Genomic DNA, 19620 nt, shown 5'->3' on the forward strand with positions numbered 1-19620 from the left:
GGTTTACTATAAAAAATTAAGTGTATTTCTTCTAAAATTATCCTTCGTGACGTCTTGGAGAACGAGAACGACCTTGTCCACCTTCACGACGTCCGCCTTCACGGCGTCCACCCTCTCGGCGGCTACTGCTACTGCGACGCTCTCCACTGCGAGCATTGTCACGACGTCCTCCACCAAAGCTACGGTTTCCACGGCCACGATCACCGCCACCACGATTATTGCTAGAACGTTCACGACGCATTGGTAATGGACGTTCTTCTGTGATTGTTACTGGTGTATCGTCTGGCTCTCTTGTTAATGAACGTAGAGCAGCTGCAACAACATCAACAGCATCATGATTGTCTAATAATTCTGCTGCAAGTGTACGGTAATCACCTAAGTTGTTATTAGCAATAAGACCTTCCAGTGTTTCAACAGCTAAGCGTTGTTGACCTTCTAATGCTTCGTCCGTTGTTGGTGGGCGAAGAGGTGTCATACGTTTTTTCGTAGTTTCTTCTACAATACGTAAGTAACCCATTTCACGAGGTGTTACAAATGTTACAGCAAGACCTGATTTACCTGCACGACCTGTACGTCCAATACGGTGAACATATGATTCAGGATCTTGAGGAATATCAAAGTTATAAACATGTGTTACACCAGAAATATCAAGTCCACGAGCGGCTACATCAGTCGCAACAAGGATATCGATTTTATTTTCTTTAAACTGACGTAATACTGAGATACGCTTCGCTTGGCTTAAATCACCATGAATACCTTCAGCTAAATAACCACGAATAGATAGTGCCTGTGCAAGCTCATCTACACGACGTTTTGTACGACCAAAAATAATTGCAAGCTCTGGTTGGTGTACATTTAATAAACGAGATAAAATATCGAATTTTTCACGTTCAGCAGACTTAACAAAATATTGATCAATGTTATCAACAGTTAGTTCTTTAGCTTTAATTTTTACAATCTCTGGATCACGCATAAATGTTTCTGCAATTTTACGGATTGCTGGTGGCATTGTTGCTGAGAACAGTAATGTTTGGCGCTCAGAAGGTACGTTTTCTAAGATTGAATTAATATCATCAATAAAGCCCATGTTTAACATTTCATCTGCTTCATCCAATACTAATGTTTGAACATCTTCTAATTTTAACGTACGACGATTAATATGATCAATAATACGACCTGGCGTACCAACAATGATTTGAGGTCTATTTTTCAGTGCACGAATTTGACGGCCTATTTCTTGACCACCGTATACTGATAATAATTTTACGCGTTTGTCATAGCCAATTTTATAAAGCTCTTCTGAAACTTGAATTGCTAACTCACGAGTTGGAGCAATGACTAATGCTTGAATATTAGGGTTTTTTGGATCGATTTTTTCAATTAGTGGAATCCCGAAAGCGGCAGTTTTACCAGTACCTGTTTGTGCTTGACCTAATACATCACGGCCTTCAATCGCAAAACGAATAGTACCTTCTTGGATTGGTGTTGCTTCTTCAAATCCCATACGCTTTACTGAGCGTAATGTAGATTCGCTAATATTTAATTCTGAAAAATTTGTCAAACTTCTCAATCTCCTTTTTTTCCTTTTAAGTTGACAAATGGTTACATTTTCAGATGAAGTTGTCGGCAAATTCGAGCCTGTGTAGTGGAACGTTTCCGTTACTTAAAAATTTTCTCTACATGATAGTCCATATAGAGCTCTCTTATATGAAAAGGAAAGCCCGGTCTTTACCGAGCGGTTCGATTCTGTCGTAATTTTTCACTTTAGAATAAAACCGTTGTGTTCAAAAAAAAGTACTCTTCAACCAAATATGAAGAGTCTTCGCACAAAATGTATCCATTGCTTACACTAGTCTAACATGGCTTTAAATCCTATGCAACGATAACGCATGAGTCGTAATAATCTGACTACTTTATTTACCTTTTAAAAACATTAAAACCTGTGGAAACCATTCAGAGCAATCTTCCTCAAAACATATATGGTGCTTGCCATTATCAGAAAAATACAAAACCTTGTCTGTAGAGGCTAATTCATCAAAAAGAAATTGAGCCGTATGATAAGGCACTATCCCATCCAACTTCCCCTGCACAATATATACAGGAATTTGAATATGCCGATAATACGGCTCCACTATTCTTACCAACTTCATAAATTCTACTGTTGAGGCAAGTGGCACATTGTTAAACTTCTGATGGTATCGTAGATAGAGTTCGTTATTAGTTAAATTATGGTGATAGGCTTCAGTAGCTAACATTTTAAAATCTTTGACTAGCTGTTTAGGGCTCACATACTTTGCAGCAGCACTTAGTAATACAAGCTTTTTCACTTTATAGCGTTTAGCTAAATATAGCGCTATAATTCCTCCCATTGAAAAGCCAACAACGATTACCTCGTCAACTTTTTTTGCCAACGATCGGAAAGCTAATTCGGCATCCATTAACCAGTGTTTCGCCTTAAAACCACTCATATGTAATTCTTCACCATGTCCAGACAATGTTGGCTCTTCAATTATCCAATCTGTATGTGAACGTAAATAACTTGTGAATGGCTTCACCTCATATGGTCCACCTGAAAATCCATGAATACATAGCACACCTACTGACAAATTCTTCACCTCATTTAACAAAGATAAACCTACACAAATAAATCGGTGAGCGTTTCTCTCACCGATTCATTGCTACTATGACGTAAATGCCTTTAAGATTGTCTCTAATTTCATACCACGTGAACCTTTAAGTAAAACAATAGATGATTCATTCGCTTGTTTTAGCTTTTCAATAATAGCCGTATAATCATCTTCTGTATACAATAAACGTTCAGCCTCAAAGCGCTCTTTTAATATTTTGTAAAGATATAGCATCCGAGGGCCAAACAAACAGACATAATCAATTTCATCCTCATTAATATGCTCAGCCAGACCCTCATGGAAACGTTGCTCATTTGGTCCAAGCTCTAGCATATCTCCTAACACAAGCCATTTTTCAGGTCGAATAGTTGATGTAGCCATAAATTGAATGGCAGCTTTTACAGAGGTTGGAGCTGCATTATAGGCATCATTGATAAATAGAGCGCCATTCGTTCCTAGTACCTGTTGCATCCTCATATCAGTTAATACGACATGCTCTAAGGATGTACGTATTTGTTCATTGCTTAAACCTAGCTTATGAGAAATTAACATGGCCACAAGTGTATTTTTTACTTGATGCTTGCCAAGCACTGAAATAAAGAAATCACCCTCGATCATACCGTGTGTAGTGAAGTGGCTGCCATCAGCGTTAGCATGAATATTGTCAGCGTATAAAAGATTATTGGATTCTAACCCGAACGGCACTGACTGTAATTGCTGTTCTTTTGCCACTAATTCCTTGAGCAAAGGTTCATCACCATCATAGAATAATAGACCATCTTCTTGCATTCCTTGAATAATTTCAAACTTAGCTTTTGCAATACCTGCACGTGACCCCAAATCCTGCATATGGGCCTCACCAATGTTGGTAATAACCGTCATATGTGGACGAGCAAGCTTCGTTAAAAACTCAATTTCACCAAATCCACTCATGCCCATCTCAAGGACAGCCACATCTGTATCTTCATCAAGCTGTAAGATAGTAATAGGCAAGCCCAATTGATTATTAAAGTTCCCGATCGTTTTTTGTACTTTAAAGAATGGAGCTAGTGTTCCCGCTAAAATATCCTTTGTTGATGTCTTACCATTTGAACCTGTAATGCCTATAAATTTTGCTTTATGTTCATTACGATATGCTCTAGCCATTTCTTGCAAAGCTAATTCTGGATCATCCACAAACAACAACGGGTAACCTTCTGGTGGATTCGGCTCATCCTTTTGCCAAAGAGAAGCTCCAGCACCTTTCTCAAATGCCTGCATTACAAACTTATGCCCATTTGTATGCTCACCACGAAATGGAACAAATAGGTCTCCTTGTTGAATTGTTCTTGTATCAATAGAAATTCCTGACACAACAGTGTCACCCAAAGCCGCCATATCCTCATTTAACCATGCAGCTAATTGTTTTAAAGTTTTTTTCACGATAATCCCACTCAGTCTTTTTTATAGTGAAGCTGTTGTTTTTCTTCATAGCGTTCAATTGCTAGGGTAATTAAACGGTCAATCAGCTCTGGATAACTCACATCTGTATGCTGCCATAATAATGGATACATACTTACAGGCGTAAAACCTGGCATTGTGTTTACTTCATTAATGTAAACGTTATTTTCAGTTGTTACAAAAAAGTCCGCACGAACTAAGCCGCTACCATCTATAGCCTTAAATGCACGCTTTGCCAGTTCTTTTAAGCTTGCCACAGTTTCTACTGGAAGCTCAGCTGGAATAATAAGTGCTGTAGAACCGTCCTTATATTTAGAATCATAATCATAAAAATCAGTAACGGGTTTAATTTCTCCTGGCACTGATACTTCAGGATAGTCATTTCCTAACACCGCTAGTTCAACTTCACGAGCGACAATTCCCTGTTCAACAACGATTTTACGATCATATTGTAAAGCAACCTCAATTGCTTTTACCAATTGCTCGCGATCTGTTGCCTTGCTAATCCCAACACTTGACCCTAAGTTTGCAGGCTTCACAAACATTGGCCAATTCAGGTTATTTTCACAGCGTTCAATGATTGCGTGTTGCTCATTCTTCCACTCACTACGAATAAAATACGTATAGGGCACTTGAGGTAATCCAGCAATTTCAAATAATTGCTTCATTACCACTTTATCCATTCCAGCAGAGGATGCCAATACACCATTTCCTACATACGGTAAATTTAGAACCTCAAGTAAACCTTGCACTGTTCCATCCTCACCATTCGTACCATGTAACAATGGGAAAATGACATCAAACTTTACCTCATTGCCATTTTTATCAAGCAAAAAATCAGTGATATTATTTTCTAAAATTGTAGTATTATCACCAAATTGTAGTTCTTCTATTGCACTGACGGGTTTTTCTAAACGCTCTCCACGGCGCCATTCCCCGTCAGTTGTAATGAAAATCGGATATACTTCATACTCCTCGAAATTCAAAGCTCCTGTGACTGCACGTGCTGTCGATAACGACACTTCGTGCTCCGCTGACTTTCCGCCGTATAATAAACCGATTCTTTTTTTCATTTTTGTGCCCTCCACATACTTCTTGAGTACTATTAGTTTATCATGAAACGTCTTGACAAATGACATAAAAATCTCACCGTATTTTTAACGGTGAGATTTTGCGTGTACATTTCTTCGATTATGCCCCAGCATCAATACTTCCTGCTATTAAATTGTACAGGAATAATGCAACATAAATATTGTCTACCAACATCTTAGTTCTTTGATTGCGTCACCATGAAGTTTAAATAATATAGATTAATTCATCATGCTCTGTTTTTAAAATCGTATTTAAGTCATCCCAAACTTCGTCAGGAAAAGAATATTCAGACAGATTGCGAACTTCTATTCCATACGCTACTTTTGGTTTCTCAATCCGATACAAAGATAGTAACGCTCCATCTTTCGCAAAGGATCGGTAAGAACGTAAAAAATCTGGTGATATAGCAGGAATACTCGCTTTTACTTTTCGACGCCAAAATCCAGTGCTGCGTTCCTTTTCACGAATTAAACTATTAAAAACATTGGCAACCAATAAATCCGAATCACTTAAATGACGAAAATAAATTTTAGTCATTTTCTCTAAGTCTGAAGAATAATAGACGAATCTATTTTGTAATTTATTAAAAAATGCTGACGTAATTGGTTCTTTCTTGTGACTTATGTACAGCAATTCTCCTTGTTCCATCGGTGTTAAATGATCTAGCCTCTTCTCGTCCATAAAATCTACCCAGCATAATTCTTTAGATTCAGCAGATTTTTTCACAAAACGAGGAACATCTTCTTCTAATACATATTCAAATTGTGTATGCATATTAAAAGAACCGTCTTCATAGGAATGTTTTAATAACAGTAAGTGATGTAGTGGTTCAAGTGCAGCCACAAATTGCGAGAATTTTAACCCGCTAAATATAACAAATTTATCGACATCATTCATATGAACATAAATATGATACATAAAATCATCAGCTGACTTTAATTTTTTAGCCACAACCATCACCCCATTCTTCACTACATTATAAGACTAAACATGATTTTTTTGAAACATTTTATGTTAATTGTCGTCACTACTATATACGCAGGCATAAAAGTAATTTTTGCGTTATAATTAGGAATGTTAAACATGCATTTGCATATAAAGTTTAGATTACTCAATGAGTTCAAGTATTTGCTTAAAATTCCATTGACAATATTCAAAGCAAATTGCAAGCTTATCAATAGATATGAGCTATTTTCACACCACTGCTGGTTATTAATTTGCTTTCTTCTTTGACCAATTATAAACGAAATAGGGAGAATCGCATCACATTTACTCATATTGAGATACTATTTTAATTTTAGGTGGCTTTTATGGAAAATAAACGAAATTTCGCAAATCGTTTTGACTGGACACTTGCATTTATACTCTTCACTTTTCTAGTCATTAGTTTGTTAGCTATTGCATCTGCCCAAACTTCAGGACAATATGGCATTAACTACGTACCAAAACAAATGCAATGGTATGTGATTGGTGCAGTAATTATTGGTATAGTCATGTTTTTTGAGCCAGATCAATATAAAAAAATGTCATGGTATATGTATGGAGCAGGGATTGCCTTACTGGTACTGCTTATTTTTATGCCAGAAGGAGAAGGTCAAATCGGTGCACCCGTTAATGGTGCTAAAAGCTGGTATCATACGCCGATTGGAAATATTCAACCTTCTGAGTTTATGAAAACTTTTTACATTTTAGCACTAGCTCGATTAATTAGTAAGCACCATGAAATTTATTCATTACGATCAATTAAAACAGACTTTTTGCTACTAGGTAAAATCGCTATCACCTTAATCGTACCATTAGCTATTATTTTAAAGCAGCCTGACCTAGGCTCAGCACTTGTATTCTTTGCCATTACGGCAGCACTTATCATTGTAGCAGGTATTTCTTGGAAAATCATTCTACCAACATTTTTAGGTGGCATGGTAGCAGGCGGTACCCTACTGTGGATGGCACTCTATATGCAGGACTTTCTAGAAAAAACATTTGGTTTTAAGGCCTATCAATTTGCTCGTATTTATTCTTGGCTAGACCCCTATTCCTATTCATCCAGTGATGGCTATCATTTAATTACCTCTTTAAATGCCATTGGATCAGGTGAAATTTTTGGTAAGGGATTTAGAAATCGTGAAGTATATGTAGCTGAAAACCATACCGATTTCATTTTTACAGTTATCGGCGAGGAATGGGGCTTTATTGGCGCTAGTATTGTTATTTGTATTTTCTTCTTATTAATTTATCATTTAACAAAGACAACCCTATTATTGAAAGATCCCTTCTCGACCTATGTATGTGCTGGGATTATTGCTATGATTACCTTCCACGTTTTCGAAAATATTGGTATGACTATTCAATTATTACCTATCACAGGTATTCCACTTCCGTTCATTAGCTACGGAGGAAGTTCACTTATGGGGAATGCTTTAGCGATTGGGCTAGTCTTTAGTATGCGATTCCATTATCGAACGTATATGTTTACCACACATGATGAAGATGAATAACTATAGAAAAAGGGAAGTCTCGCGTATTGAGACCTCCCTTTTTCTATTGGAAACGAGTTAAGCTTGAACTTGCGGAGTTTGCGTTGGTGGTGTTAGCACTTTTAAAAGTTCTAGTCGAGACTTTGTTACAGTGGCTGTTACACCCAACTTAGATAAATTCGAAACAATCTTTTTCAAATCTACTTCTTTTGTCATACATTCCACCTCAATCTTTCCTCGATTTTATATAACGTTTTATTTACGAAAAAGTTTCATTTTTCTACGAGTATGATGTCTGACAAATTTATCATACCATTTAACTTACCTTTAAAATTTTTCAATTTTGTTACATTGTAAATTTTTCACATCATCAAACTTTTCCATCAAACATATTTAAATTACCCAAAATGGCTACATTTTATTCAAAAATCAGAACATAGATTTAAAAAATCTAAAATGCTTCATTTCTTTCTTTACTAAATTGTTCCACTTTATTCAAGCTTCCCCTCCCCTATTGTTGTAATAGCAAGAACAAGAGAGGTAGAATATACATATTGAAATATCGTATGAAAGCAGGGAACTGTATGAAAAAGGCTATTTTACTATTGATGTCTGTTCAATTCCTCGTTTATCTAGGGTTCGGCATTATTATTCCCGTCTTACCAGAGGTAATTGTGCAGCAAAATTGGCATGATCTCCACGTAGGTGGTTTATTGACCGTTTATTCGCTTGCAAGTTTTTTCACAGCACCGTTATGGGGTATGCTATCAGATAAGGTAGGGCGAAAACAACTAATCCTTACTGGTCTAATTGGCTTTAGCCTTAGTTTTGTTATTTTTTCGCTATTTATAGATAACCTAGCTATATTGTATGTTTCACGTATTATTGGTGGTTTATTTTCCGGTGCATTATATACAGCAGTAACAGGATTTATCGCCGATATATCTAGTGAAGAGGATCGCAATAAGTATATGGGCTTTATGGGCATGTCCATTGGTCTTGGGTTTATTTTTGGTCCAGCAATCGGGGGAATGCTAGGCCATTATAGCTTGCAGTTACCGTTTACTGCATCAGCATCATTAATTGCACTATTATTTATTTATGCAAGTTTCGTCCTAAAAGAACCTAAAAAACGAAAAGATTCAAATAAACGTGCTATAGTGCCAAAGGGTGCTGCAACAATGTTACAATTCCGTGTGCGCTATCTATTTATGTTTTCTTTTTTAGTAACTTTTATGCTAGCTGGCGTAGAGGCTACATTTCAGCTATTTCAAATCGAAAAAATTCACATTACACCATTACAAATTGGTTACTTGTTCATGTTTAGTGGATTTGTCGATGCTGCTATTCAAGGAGGGGTCGTTCGACGCATAAAAAATGGCAGTGAAACGACATGGTTAATCGGTGCACAAATTGTAACTGCTATCGGCATGCTTTTATTTACATTGACAGCTAATCTTTTTATCGCTGGGCTTGCCCTTTGTGTCTTTACAGCAGGTAATGCACTTGCAAGAACATGTGTTGTATCACTCTCCTCTAAAGAATCTGGAGGACAATATGGAACTGCCGCTGGACTGTCCTATTCAATGGATAACTTAGGACGTATTCTTGGTCCACTCTTTTTTACATGGTTATTTACCGTACAAGCAAGTCTTGGTTATTATATTTCGGCTGCAATAGCCATTTTTTCTATAAGCCTAATCTTTATATATAAGGCATCCCGTAAATCATTACGTCTTCCGTAAAATATAGTAGGTTGCATTTTATGAATTTCTAACTATTAGAGAATTACTAATTAAACCATGCGGATTATTCCTATATATCAAAGGGATAATCCTTTTCCATGCTATCTAGCCATTTCATATCTTCTTTCCGCATTTGAAGTAGGCTATACTAAGTATGTTATTAACAATACAAAGGCAGGTGTAGGAATGAGCATTTTTACAGATATAGAATATTTAGTTCCTTTAACTTTGTTTTTTAATATTTTATTAGCCATGACCATCATTTTCTTAGAACGTAAAGATGCTACCTCTACATGGGCATGGATCCTCGTGTTATTTTTCCTGCCATTAGCTGGATTTATTTTGTACTTATTACTTGGAAGACAATTACGAAGAAAGCACCTATTTCGTTGGGAAGGACGCAAGGATATTGGGATTGATAATCTGATTACCTATCAGATGGAAGCGATTCGTGATGAAACGTTTGAGTTTCGTATTGCTAATGCAGAAAATTATCAAGAGATGATTTATATGCACCTCAGAACAAACAATGCGGTGTTAACACAGGACAACCATCTGGATATTTTTGATGATGGTGCCGATAAGTTTGAGCAGCTCCTTAAAGACATTGAAGCAGCTAAAGATCACATTCACATCCAGTATTATATTTTTAGACTTGATGACTTAGGTACACGTATCGTCAATGCATTGATAAAAAAAGCAAAGCAAGGTGTTAAGGTGCGTCTTCTCTATGATGAAATGGGATCACGTAATGTTAAAAGACGCCATTTTAAAGAGTTGCTGCATGCTGGTGGTGAAGTAGAAGTTTTCTTCCCATCCATTTTGCCACTTCTTAACCCTCGTTTAAATTTTAGAAATCACCGAAAAATCGTTGTCATTGATGGTCGAATTGGCTATATTGGTGGTTTTAACGTCGGTGACGAGTATTTAGGTTTACAAAAAAAGTTTGGTTATTGGCGAGATACACACTTACGTATTGAGGGTAGTGCCGTACATCCTTTGCAAACACGCTTTTTACTCGACTGGAACCAAGCTAGTGCACAACAAAAAATGGGGTACTCTGATCGTTACTTCCCTGCCATCCCGAAAAAAGGTGATGTGGGTTTACAGATTGTTTCAAGTGGACCAGACTCAGACTGGGAGCAAATAAAAATCGGTTACTTAAAGCTTATTAATATGGCTCAAAAATATATTTATATTCAAACACCATATTTCATCCCAGATGTTAGTTTTTTAGACGCCATTAAAATTGCCACCTTGTCAGGCATCGATGTACGCATAATGATTCCTAATAAGCCTGATCACATGTTTGTATATTGGGCTACTTATTCTTATGTGGGTCAATTATTACGTGCTGGAGCCAAAGTCTACATCTATGAAAAGGGCTTTATCCATGCTAAAGCTATTATTATTGATGACGAGGCTTCCTCTGTCGGAACAGCGAATATTGATGTACGAAGTTTTAGTCTAAATTTTGAAGTCAATGCCTTCATATATGATGCAAATATATCGCACCAATTGGCAGAACTGTTTGAGAAGGATATTTTTGATTGTACGGAATTAACATGGGAAATGTATAAAAACCGTTCAACACTGATTAAATTTAAAGAATCTATTTCCCGTCTATTAACACCCATTTTATAAAAATAAAAAGGAAGAGAGCCTGTTCACAGAATGGCTTCTCTTCCTTTTATTATTTTACGCCTAAATATTCTTCCAACGTAATGTTTTTCTTTGTTACCTCTTTTGCAATCTCTTTGCCCACATAACGATAGTGCCATGACTCATACATATAACCTGTTATCTCTTCTTTGTTTTGAGGGAAACGCAAAATAAAGCCATACTCCTGTGCATGTGCAAATAGCCATTGCCCTGCTGGAGTTTCCCCAAACTCTTCTGTCAGCCACACATCTTCTTTTCCACGCTCTCCTATATCAAACGCTAAGCCTGTTTGATGTTCTGAGTAGCCAGGACGAGCACTATATCGATCTGCCGCTGCCTGTCCATCACGTTTAACATAGTTATCATAAAGGGTTGTTTGATATTCAAAAGATCGGTAGCCACTAAATGCAACTAAATCAAATCCTTGCTGCTTGGCAGCTGCTAACATTTGATTTAACGCTTCTCGTGCTTCTGGATTTTCTTCAGGTGCAAAGGTAGATGGAAGCGGATAAATTTTATTAGCTAACAGAATACCATTGATATAGGTTGGTTCCGTAGGTAATGTTTGATTTGGAAGATACCCATTTTCGTCTGGTTGTTGCTCTGGCTTTGCAGGAGTTTCAGTATTGTCTGGTTTCTCTGTTGCAGTAGAATCTTGTTCAGTTGTTTTGTTTGTTTCTGTTGTTTTTGGCTGCTCATCAGATGCACTATTTACTTGATTATTTTTATAGTTATAGACTACAAAAATTGCTACAATTAACGCGATAGATATGAAAGCACCAACGATAAGCGGAAGACGATTGTTTTTCACTCTTTATACCCCTTTTAAAATATCAGGTATCTAAAAGGATATTTAAAGCATTTCACCTTGAAAATACCTATTTTATTGTATTACTAGTTATAATCTTATTTTAGCACTGTTCACATTTTCAGGTGTAAATCTCCTACGTAAATATTCAATTAATCTGTTAGAACGATGACAAATACTACTATAGATGCAATTGCGAAAAAAACTGCCATATACTGCATCCATTTTGCCTCTTTTACATAACCTTGCTCTTTAAAGCTTTTTGCTCTAAACCCATTTGATAGGGCAAACATGATCGTCATTGCAAGTACGGCAAAATTAAATTTCCCCATAATAATAAATACAAGTGCTGCAATACTAAAAATTGCGACAAGAATAGATGATAGCCATTTTTTGTTCATCTTGCTGTCCTCCTAAAAAAATCGAGGCAGCAAAGGCGCCTCGACATCAATCAATTTATTTTTTTGCTTTCTCAGGATGTTCCGAATAATATTTACGCCCAATATATGTTTGAATAATCAACAATGCACCACTGACAGACCAATACAAAGGCAGTGCTGCCATAGAAGACATGGAGATAAAGACAATCATAATTGGTGAAATATAAATAAACATTTTCATCTGCGCTTTTTGTTGCTCTGGTACCGTCCATAAAGATACACGAGCCTGGATTAGGTAAACAATCCCAGCAACAATAGTCATCACGATATCAGGTGAACCTAAGCTAAACCATAAAAACTCATGGGATTTAACATCGGCAGAATACAAGATCGAGAAATACAGACCCATAATAATCGGCATTTGAATTAACATCGGTAAACAACCCATATTAAGTGGATTAATGCCATGCTTTTGATATAGAGCCATCATTTCTTGTTGATATTGCGTTTGCTCTTCTTTTGTCTTAGCTTCCTTCATTTTTTTCTGAACGGCTTCCATTTCAGGTTTAAAAGCATCCATCTTCGTTTTCATTAATTGCTGTTGACGATAGTTTTTTAGCATAATCGGCATTAATACTAAACGAATTAGAACAGTAATCGCAATGATTGCTAAACCATAGCTCCCTGAAAAGATATCATTCCCGAAAAACTCCAATAAAAATTCCATAGGTTTTACAAAGATACTATAGAAAAAACCTTCTTTGTTTTGCACAGCTTGACAGCCACTAAGAACAAAAACGGCAATACCAAGCATTGAAAATAGCTTCAAATTTTTCATTTTTCCACCTACTATTATTTATCAACTACTGTGAAGTATACCTTATAGGGTCTCTCTTTATCAAATAGCAAGTGCTACTTATTCCTTAAGCTGGTTCCTCAGATGATTCATCAAAAAAGATGCGAGCTTTAGCAACGCTAATATGTTCGCACCTTCTCATTTTCTATGCTCAAAATCTACACATTTTGTAATTCAGCTTCTGCCATTTCAAAACGATAAAATTCATGATGAAGCTCGTCTCTAAAATGTTTTGGCGTAACTCCAGTATATTTTTTGAAAATACGAGTAAAATAACTTTGATTACAGAAATGGAATTGATCTGAGATAGAAGTAATACTTTTGTTTGTATGTCGTAAGTAGTATTGTGATTCTTCTACACGTCTAACATTTAAATACTCAACCAATGTAATACCCACATGTTCTCTAAAAATACGTGATAAGTGACTAGTACTTATATGAAAGTTATTTGCTATACTTTCAACGGTTAAATCATTTTCAAGCTCGTCATTTATATACATTATCACTTTGTTAACAGTTTGATGTCGGAAAGTCGGTTGTTTGCGATCTGCAATAAAGTAAACAAAGAAATCAATTAAATCATCAGCAAATTGTAAAAACTCTGCGTCTTTCATTTGATTTTCTATCATATCGTTACACGCAATATTGAAAGCAAATGCTTTTTTCGAAGGTACTTGATTGTCCAGCAATTTACGAGCAACAATTGATGACAAAACAGAAAAATAACTTCGAACGATTTTAATGACCTGTTTGCCAAAACGAATTGAGAGAATATCAATTAACTCATGCAAAGATTTTTTCGCTTTTGCAGATTCTAAATGGTAAATTTCAAAAATTAATTTCGACTCAATATTAAAAAATTCTTCGACACCGATATATTGATTAATATTATCGATTTCTTGGAAGTATCTTTTGGATATCGTTTCTGACATAGAATGTTGATGTAGTTGCATAATCTTCCCCATCTTTCCTCAGAGTGCACGAATTGCATGACAATATTTGACACCAATCCCGACGAATTAAAAATAAGAAAATAGTATTTACTTATTCAATATAAGAACTGAGTCCTATTTCACAAATTTTATTAACAAATAAATCAAAAATAACCCTACTAAAACACCAGATATAAAAAAAATAGACTATACAGTGAATTTTACCATATTCTGCGATTTCCTTTCAACCACATTTTAATTGCTACTCTAGTTCTAATTTATCACATATGCATAGTAGAAACCTCGTAAACTTATTCCTAACAATTAAATTTTACCATATACATATCAAAATAAATTAGTCATTTTATAAATTTATTTACAAATTATACAAAACAACTTACATCATTCTAATGGATCATTCGACATTTTTCTATTTTATTCCTAAATCTTCTCTATATAATTTATATGAATATGTAGTAAAATAGATGATAATACTATTTTTAAAAGTTTAGACGAGGTGTTTAAAGTGGATCCAAAACAAATAGAAGAGATCATGGAAATTATTAAGGAATTCTTCCCTGAAAATACGTCCATCGCTATCTCTGATACAAATGAATATTTGTATTACCAACCAAGCAAGAAAGTTGATTTAAAAATTAAACCTGGTGACCCTATCAAAGAAGGTTCAGCCGCACACAAAGCATTAAGCTATGGTCAAAAAATCAGCTCTTATATCGAACCTGATGTATTCGGTGTCGCTTATTATGGCATGAGTATTCCTTTAATGGAGGAAGGCGAAACAAAAGGAGCTATTACTGCTATCTTCCCGCAAAAACCATCAGCATTCTTAACTAACTACATTACAATCAAAATTGATGATTGCTGGTACCCAATCAAACATGATCAAGTTATTTATTTAGAAACACAACTCCGTAAAACATTTGTTAAAACAATGACACGTGAAGGTTATCACCGTTTAAACTTAAGTGATCTAGAGCTATTTTTAGCACCTGACTCATTTATTCGTTGTCACCGCTCTTATATCGTTAACATTGACTACATCGATGAAATTCAACCAGATTCACACTCAACGTTTTTATTAATTATGAAAGATGGTACACGTATTCCTGTTAGCCAACGCTATGCAAGCTATTTCCGTCGTTCTTTAGGTTTCTAATTTGTATGAACAGCGAGCAATTTTTATAATTGCTCGCTGTTCTTTTTTGCGCACAAATCCGCCTCATTTACCTCAACATTTAACTATTTTTGCACTATTTTTAATATAGAAAACAACTAAATTTATACAGCTCTACAATAAAACGTTTTCTCTGTCGAAAAATCATCTTAATGCTCGATTTTCCTTTTTTTACTCAATTTAATGCTAATTCTAAAGTTTTTGTGACAATTTGGTGATAGTATTATTCAAATGGTTGGAGTCATACTACAACTGAATAAACAGAAAATTCTTAAATGTTTTTTCTAGTTTTGTAATCGGTTTCCATCAAAATTATTTAGGGGAGGATTTTTTTATGGATGCAAATGTTCAAAAACGCCTAGGTTTAAAAGAACTTGAGAGTAAAATTGTAACTGCTGAAGAAGCAGCAGCACTTATTTCTAATGGTGATGTAGTTGGGATGAGTGGTTTTACTCGTGCTGGGGATGCAAAAGTTGTTCCAATGGCATTAGTTGAGCGCGCAAAAAATGAAGAATTCAAAATTGATGTATATACAGGTGCATCATTAGGACCAGAAGTAGATAAGTACTTAGCAGAAGCTGGTGCCATTCGTAAACGTGGACCATTCCAGGGTGATGCGGGTATCCGTAATTTAATTAATTCTGGGGATATCTTATATGTAGATGCTCATCTTTCTCATAATGCTGAGCTAGTGCGCCAAGGAATTATCGGACCAATCAAGTATTTAATTCTTGAAGCGGTTGCTATTACTGAAGATGGTTTAATCATTCCAACAAACTCTGTAGGTAACTCACCTATCTTTGCAGAATATGCAGAAAATATTATTATCGAGTTAAATATCTCTCATCCAGAAGCTTTAATCGGTATCCATGATATTTATGTACCTGGAGAACAAGGTAAACGTGAAGCTATTCCAATGACAGATGCTATGCAACGCCTTGGTGATATTGGTATCAAAGTAGATCCAGCTAAAATTAAAGCAATTGTTATTTCTGAAGAGCCAGATGCTCCTTCATTAATCGTACCTCCAGATGAAGAAACACAAACGATGGCAAACATTTTATTAGACTTCTTCCGTGATGAAATTAAAGCGGGTCGTTTAACAAATCAATTAATGCCATTGCAATCTGGTGTAGGTTCTGTAGCAAACGCTGTACTTGATGGCTTTGCAGATTCAGAATTTGAAGATTTAATTGTTGCATCTGAAGTACTTCAAGATGCTGTATTTAACTTAATCGATGCTGGTAAAGTTAAATTCGCTGCTGCAACTTCAATCACACTTACTGAAGAATTACAGCAAAAAGTTTATGGTAATTTAGAAAAGTATGCTGATAAAATTTGCTTACGTCCACAAGAAATTTCTAACCACCCTGAGCTTATCCGTCGTTTGGGTCTAATCTCAATCAACACAGCTCTTGAGTTAGATATCTATGGTAACGTTAATTCGACACATGTTTCTGGTACTCGTATGATGAACGGTATCGGTGGTTCAGGTGACTTCGCACGTAACGCACGCCTTGGTATTTTTGTTACAAAATCATACGCAAAAGGTGGAGCAATTTCTTCTATCGTGCCAATGGTATCTCACGTTGACCATACAGAGCATGACGTTGATGTTATCGTTACAGAACAAGGTATTGCTGACTTACGTGGTCTTGCACCAAAAGAACGTGTACCTTTAATTATTGAAAACTGTGCACACCCAGATTACAAAGAACAATTATGGGATTACTATAACCGTGCAGTTGAAGCAACTGGCAACCACCAAACTCCTCATCTGTTAGAGGAAGCACTTTCTTGGCATGTAAATCTTGCTAAAAACAAAACAATGAAAAAAGAAGTTGCAAAAGCTTAATTATTAAATTCTCTACGTCTAATAAGTTAATACTTATTAGACGTTTTTTATACGTGAAAGCAAAAAACAAGTGAGAAGTATTATCGATTGGAAGATGCTATAATAGGACTATATTAATCTTATTGACTATAATGTTCTATTTCATCGGAGGAACCATGAAGAAATTTATCTATGCTATTATTTTCTTTTCGTTTTTCGACCTTTTTACCCAGCTTCCTGTTATGAGTACTTATGCTGAGTCTTTAGGTGCATCGGCATTCCTCACTGGTCTTGCAGTGGGGATGTATTCGCTTTCCAATACATTCGGTAATATCATTTCTGGCTTCTTAACGGATCGCAAAGGACCTTTCATCATACTCATAATAGGTCTTCTAACAACAGGTCTATCATTAACATTTTATAATTTAGTAGAAGAGCCCATTGCTCTATTAATTGTACGTTTTATCCATGGCCTTGTTGCAGGCTTCATTGTTCCTGCTGCCTTTACATTTCTAGCGAACGCTACAGAGCAGGAAAAAAGAGGTAAGGGCAGTGCTATTTCTGGCGCCTTTGTTGGTATTGCAGCCATTATAGGCCCTGCATTTAGTGGCATTTTAGCTAGCCGGACAAGTGTACCATTTGTTTTCAATATCACAGCAAGCTTTATGCTTCTGCTAGGTATCCTTGCGTTCTTTATATTGAAAGCAAATCAAGTAAAAAAAGAGAAGGCTAAACCAAGTAATTACATTCCGATCAGTGTCTTTTTTAATAACACAGGAACATTAAAAGCCTTTTTAGGAGCCTTTTTCTTAATGTTTTCTCAAGGGGTTATTGCGTATCTACTCCCTCTTAAAGTACATTCCTTAGGCTTCGACTCTCGTTTAAGCGGCACTTTAATGAGTACATTTGGTATTATTGCAGTTCTTGTTTTCCTATTACCTACTAATCGTATTTTTGATAAGGTTAATCCACTCAAAACTTTGTCTTTTGGTATAAGTTTAATGGGAATAAGCCAGCTATTAATTAGCCAAGCAAATTCTAGCTCTTTACTCTATACAGCAATGGCTTGCTATGGGATCGGATTCGGTTTCCTATTCCCTTCAGTAAATTCGCTTCTAATTGACTCTACAACTGCTGAAGTACGAGGAAAAGCTTACGGTTATTTCTACGCGTTTTTCTCTCTAGGAGTAGTTATAGGCTCTTCTTTATTAGGTTGGCTATCACTTGGTACTGTCAGTGGCTTTGCATTTACTGGCTTTGTATTATTGCTCTTTGCAGGCGCAATTCTTATCCCACACAAAAGACCTTCTCATGCTTAGATGAGAAGGTTTTTTGTTTACTTTTCCTTTTCTTGAATTTCTTCATTATAGAAATGAACACCAGTATGTCCTCCACCTTCAGCTACCATTTCATTCGAGGCAATTTTAGTTGGTGAAGTACCAGCCTCTGTTGCTACCTCTGTAGCTACACGTTCTGCAATATTGTCATGCATATCAGGACCTGTAGTAAGATACGACTCTAATTTTGCTTTCATACTATTAAACATTGTTAGTGCTTTATCACGATTCTCTTTTTTACTGAAATAAGATGCTGCTAGTCCTGCTAATCCTGCAACGACAACACCTGTTCCTTTTCGTTTTGCCATAGTTTATAACCTCCTAAAAATATAGAAACTAGCTCTGTAGTATAGTTTTTCCCTATTCTTAAAAGAATAAACATTATTTTTTTATACCCTCTAGCATATATATTAATGTATGGATAAATACTTGCCCTTTTATCTAGTAAAAACTCCGTCAATCCATTGTAGTTCGTCTAGTTTTTAATGCAGACAATCTCACTCTATTTCCTATTAAAGCCCAGTTATCGTACCCTTATTTTTAGCATTCGTCAAAATTTTGTAACTATTTATGATTATAAAAGGCAAGTAAAGGGAATTAATGAATTAATACTAAAATAGGAGAGTGGTTAAAATGAAAGATTTCGATTTAGCATATGATTGGATAGATATGGCTTCATTAATTGGCGGGGCTGGCTTCTTAACAGTACTAATTTATAGTGTCATTCTATTATAAGGAGCTATTTACATGATTTGCTCTAGCAATTAAAAGGCAATCCGCTTAATTAAAAGCAGATTGCCTTATTTTTTATTGTTTTACATCATTGTATGCATCTGACTTTTCAAATGCTGCCACCACATAGGAACAAACGGCCTTCATTTTATAACCATTTTCGCGTGCATACGATGCTGCTTGATCGAGTAATTGTTTGGCCACACCTTGACCACGGAGCTTATCAGATACATATGTGTGATCCATTACCATTACTGAGCCATTTTGCTGCCAAGTAATTTCTGCTAGTTTTTCCCCTGCTTGCTCATTCAAAAATGCAAACTTATTTTCTGCTAATTGTTGTAATTGGAATTCCATTTCTCACCACTCCTTTTATTCATAGTACCATAGCTTTTTATATTTTCACAAAATTTGTGTACGCTTCTTTTATCAAATCAGCGAAGCTATGTCCAGATATTCGGTTAGCTTTCCTATGTCGAAAACATCACACTTCAAAATCTTTC

Annotated in this window: 18 protein-coding genes; 6 read left to right on the top strand and 12 right to left on the bottom strand. The window is 35.8% G+C overall.

Annotated features, from left to right (window positions below; all coding sequences use genetic code 11):
- Positions 1-37: 37 nt before the first annotated feature.
- From MKY76_RS21135 to MKY76_RS21155, 5 genes are all read right to left on the bottom strand, one after another.
- Entirely contained in the window at positions 38-1561 is a 1524-nt protein-coding gene (locus tag MKY76_RS21135; protein WP_054549592.1) for a DEAD/DEAH box helicase, read from the bottom strand.
- Positions 1562-1913: 352 nt separating this feature from the next.
- The gene (locus tag MKY76_RS21140) at positions 1914-2606 is read right to left on the bottom strand and encodes an alpha/beta fold hydrolase (protein WP_342557122.1); all 693 of its coding nucleotides are present in this window, start codon (positions 2604-2606) and stop codon (positions 1914-1916) included.
- A gap of 75 nt (positions 2607-2681) precedes the next feature.
- The gene (gene murF / locus MKY76_RS21145) at positions 2682-4049 is read right to left on the bottom strand and encodes a UDP-N-acetylmuramoyl-tripeptide--D-alanyl-D-alanine ligase (protein ID WP_342557123.1); all 1368 of its coding nucleotides are present in this window, start codon (positions 4047-4049) and stop codon (positions 2682-2684) included.
- An 11-nt stretch (positions 4050-4060) separates the two neighbouring features.
- Entirely contained in the window at positions 4061-5140 is a 1080-nt protein-coding gene (locus tag MKY76_RS21150; RefSeq protein ID WP_048394267.1) for a D-alanine--D-alanine ligase, read from the bottom strand.
- Positions 5141-5363: 223 nt separating this feature from the next.
- Positions 5364-6116 carry a hypothetical protein gene (locus MKY76_RS21155; protein ID WP_048394266.1) on the bottom strand — a complete coding sequence of 251 codons (753 nt, stop codon included), beginning with the start codon at positions 6114-6116 and terminating at the stop codon, positions 5364-5366.
- 353 nt (positions 6117-6469) lie between these two features.
- On the opposite strand from MKY76_RS21155, the gene MKY76_RS21160 reads away from it, so the two are divergent.
- Positions 6470-7657 (top strand): FtsW/RodA/SpoVE family cell cycle protein, encoded by a 1188-nt coding sequence (locus MKY76_RS21160; RefSeq protein ID WP_036079404.1) that lies wholly within the window; start codon positions 6470-6472, stop codon positions 7655-7657.
- A gap of 57 nt (positions 7658-7714) precedes the next feature.
- On the opposite strand, the gene MKY76_RS21165 is transcribed toward MKY76_RS21160, so the two are convergent.
- Positions 7715-7852: an Lmo0850 family protein gene (locus tag MKY76_RS21165; protein ID WP_004232019.1), complete on the bottom strand. Its 138-nt coding sequence runs from the start codon at positions 7850-7852 to the stop codon at positions 7715-7717.
- Positions 7853-8220: 368 nt separating this feature from the next.
- On the opposite strand from MKY76_RS21165, the gene MKY76_RS21170 reads away from it, so the two are divergent.
- Entirely contained in the window at positions 8221-9381 is a 1161-nt protein-coding gene (locus MKY76_RS21170; protein WP_115674569.1) for an MFS transporter, read from the top strand.
- Between the two features lie 186 nt (positions 9382-9567).
- Positions 9568-11025, top strand: coding sequence for a cardiolipin synthase (gene cls, locus MKY76_RS21175; protein WP_048394260.1), 1458 nt, complete (start codon positions 9568-9570; stop codon positions 11023-11025).
- Positions 11026-11074: 49 nt separating this feature from the next.
- Here the strand turns inward: cls and MKY76_RS21180 are convergent, their stop codons facing one another.
- The 4 genes from MKY76_RS21180 to MKY76_RS21195 form a co-directional block, all read right to left on the bottom strand.
- Positions 11075-11854, bottom strand: coding sequence for a M15 family metallopeptidase (locus MKY76_RS21180; protein ID WP_342557124.1), 780 nt, complete (start codon positions 11852-11854; stop codon positions 11075-11077).
- A 149-nt stretch (positions 11855-12003) separates the two neighbouring features.
- Entirely contained in the window at positions 12004-12252 is a 249-nt protein-coding gene (locus MKY76_RS21185; RefSeq protein ID WP_048394257.1) for a hypothetical protein, read from the bottom strand.
- A 55-nt stretch (positions 12253-12307) separates the two neighbouring features.
- Positions 12308-13069 (bottom strand): membrane protein insertase YidC, encoded by a 762-nt coding sequence (gene yidC / locus MKY76_RS21190; protein ID WP_004232011.1) that lies wholly within the window; start codon positions 13067-13069, stop codon positions 12308-12310.
- A gap of 176 nt (positions 13070-13245) precedes the next feature.
- Positions 13246-14040, bottom strand: a complete 795-nt coding sequence (locus MKY76_RS21195) for a helix-turn-helix transcriptional regulator (protein ID WP_048394255.1) — start codon at positions 14038-14040, stop codon at positions 13246-13248.
- Positions 14041-14545: 505 nt separating this feature from the next.
- Here MKY76_RS21195 and MKY76_RS21200 point away from each other — a divergent pair.
- The 3 genes from MKY76_RS21200 (at position 14546) to MKY76_RS21210 (ending at position 18367) form a co-directional block, all read left to right on the top strand.
- Positions 14546-15196 (top strand): LytTR family DNA-binding domain-containing protein, encoded by a 651-nt coding sequence (locus MKY76_RS21200; RefSeq protein WP_004232004.1) that lies wholly within the window; start codon positions 14546-14548, stop codon positions 15194-15196.
- Positions 15197-15548: 352 nt separating this feature from the next.
- Complete coding sequence (locus MKY76_RS21205) at positions 15549-17069, top strand: succinate CoA transferase (protein ID WP_004232003.1); 1521 nt, start codon at positions 15549-15551, stop codon at positions 17067-17069.
- A 122-nt stretch (positions 17070-17191) separates the two neighbouring features.
- Positions 17192-18367 (top strand): MFS transporter, encoded by a 1176-nt coding sequence (locus tag MKY76_RS21210; protein ID WP_342557125.1) that lies wholly within the window; start codon positions 17192-17194, stop codon positions 18365-18367.
- A gap of 17 nt (positions 18368-18384) precedes the next feature.
- Here MKY76_RS21210 and MKY76_RS21215 read toward each other — a convergent pair whose 3' ends face one another.
- Entirely contained in the window at positions 18385-18693 is a 309-nt protein-coding gene (locus MKY76_RS21215; RefSeq protein WP_004232000.1) for a hypothetical protein, read from the bottom strand.
- A 499-nt stretch (positions 18694-19192) separates the two neighbouring features.
- The gene (locus MKY76_RS21220) at positions 19193-19474 is read right to left on the bottom strand and encodes a GNAT family N-acetyltransferase (protein WP_009370656.1); all 282 of its coding nucleotides are present in this window, start codon (positions 19472-19474) and stop codon (positions 19193-19195) included.
- Positions 19475-19620 lie beyond the last annotated feature (146 nt).

The organism is Lysinibacillus sp. FSL P4-0201, assembly GCF_038593425.1.
GTDB classification, from domain to species: Bacteria; Bacillota; Bacilli; order Bacillales_A; family Planococcaceae; genus Lysinibacillus; species Lysinibacillus capsici.

Bases quoted from the DNA above. Each gene is read 5' to 3' on its own strand.
- MKY76_RS21150 (WP_048394267.1), bottom strand. From the start codon at position 5,140: ATGAAAAAAAGAATCGGTTTATTATACGGCGGAAAGTCAGCGGAGCAC.
- MKY76_RS21155 (WP_048394266.1), bottom strand. From the start codon at position 6,116: ATGGTTGTGGCTAAAAAATTAAAGTCAGCTGATGATTTTATGTATCAT.
- MKY76_RS21160 (WP_036079404.1), top strand. From the start codon at position 6,470: ATGGAAAATAAACGAAATTTCGCAAATCGTTTTGACTGGACACTTGCA.
- MKY76_RS21165 (WP_004232019.1), bottom strand. From the start codon at position 7,852: ATGACAAAAGAAGTAGATTTGAAAAAGATTGTTTCGAATTTATCTAAG.
- MKY76_RS21170 (WP_115674569.1), top strand. From the start codon at position 8,221: ATGAAAAAGGCTATTTTACTATTGATGTCTGTTCAATTCCTCGTTTAT.
- cls (WP_048394260.1), top strand. From the start codon at position 9,568: ATGAGCATTTTTACAGATATAGAATATTTAGTTCCTTTAACTTTGTTT.
- MKY76_RS21185 (WP_048394257.1), bottom strand. From the start codon at position 12,252: ATGAACAAAAAATGGCTATCATCTATTCTTGTCGCAATTTTTAGTATT.
- yidC (WP_004232011.1), bottom strand. From the start codon at position 13,069: ATGAAAAATTTGAAGCTATTTTCAATGCTTGGTATTGCCGTTTTTGTT.
- MKY76_RS21195 (WP_048394255.1), bottom strand. From the start codon at position 14,040: ATGCAACTACATCAACATTCTATGTCAGAAACGATATCCAAAAGATAC.
- MKY76_RS21205 (WP_004232003.1), top strand. From the start codon at position 15,549: ATGGATGCAAATGTTCAAAAACGCCTAGGTTTAAAAGAACTTGAGAGT.
- MKY76_RS21215 (WP_004232000.1), bottom strand. From the start codon at position 18,693: ATGGCAAAACGAAAAGGAACAGGTGTTGTCGTTGCAGGATTAGCAGGA.
- MKY76_RS21220 (WP_009370656.1), bottom strand. From the start codon at position 19,474: ATGGAATTCCAATTACAACAATTAGCAGAAAATAAGTTTGCATTTTTG.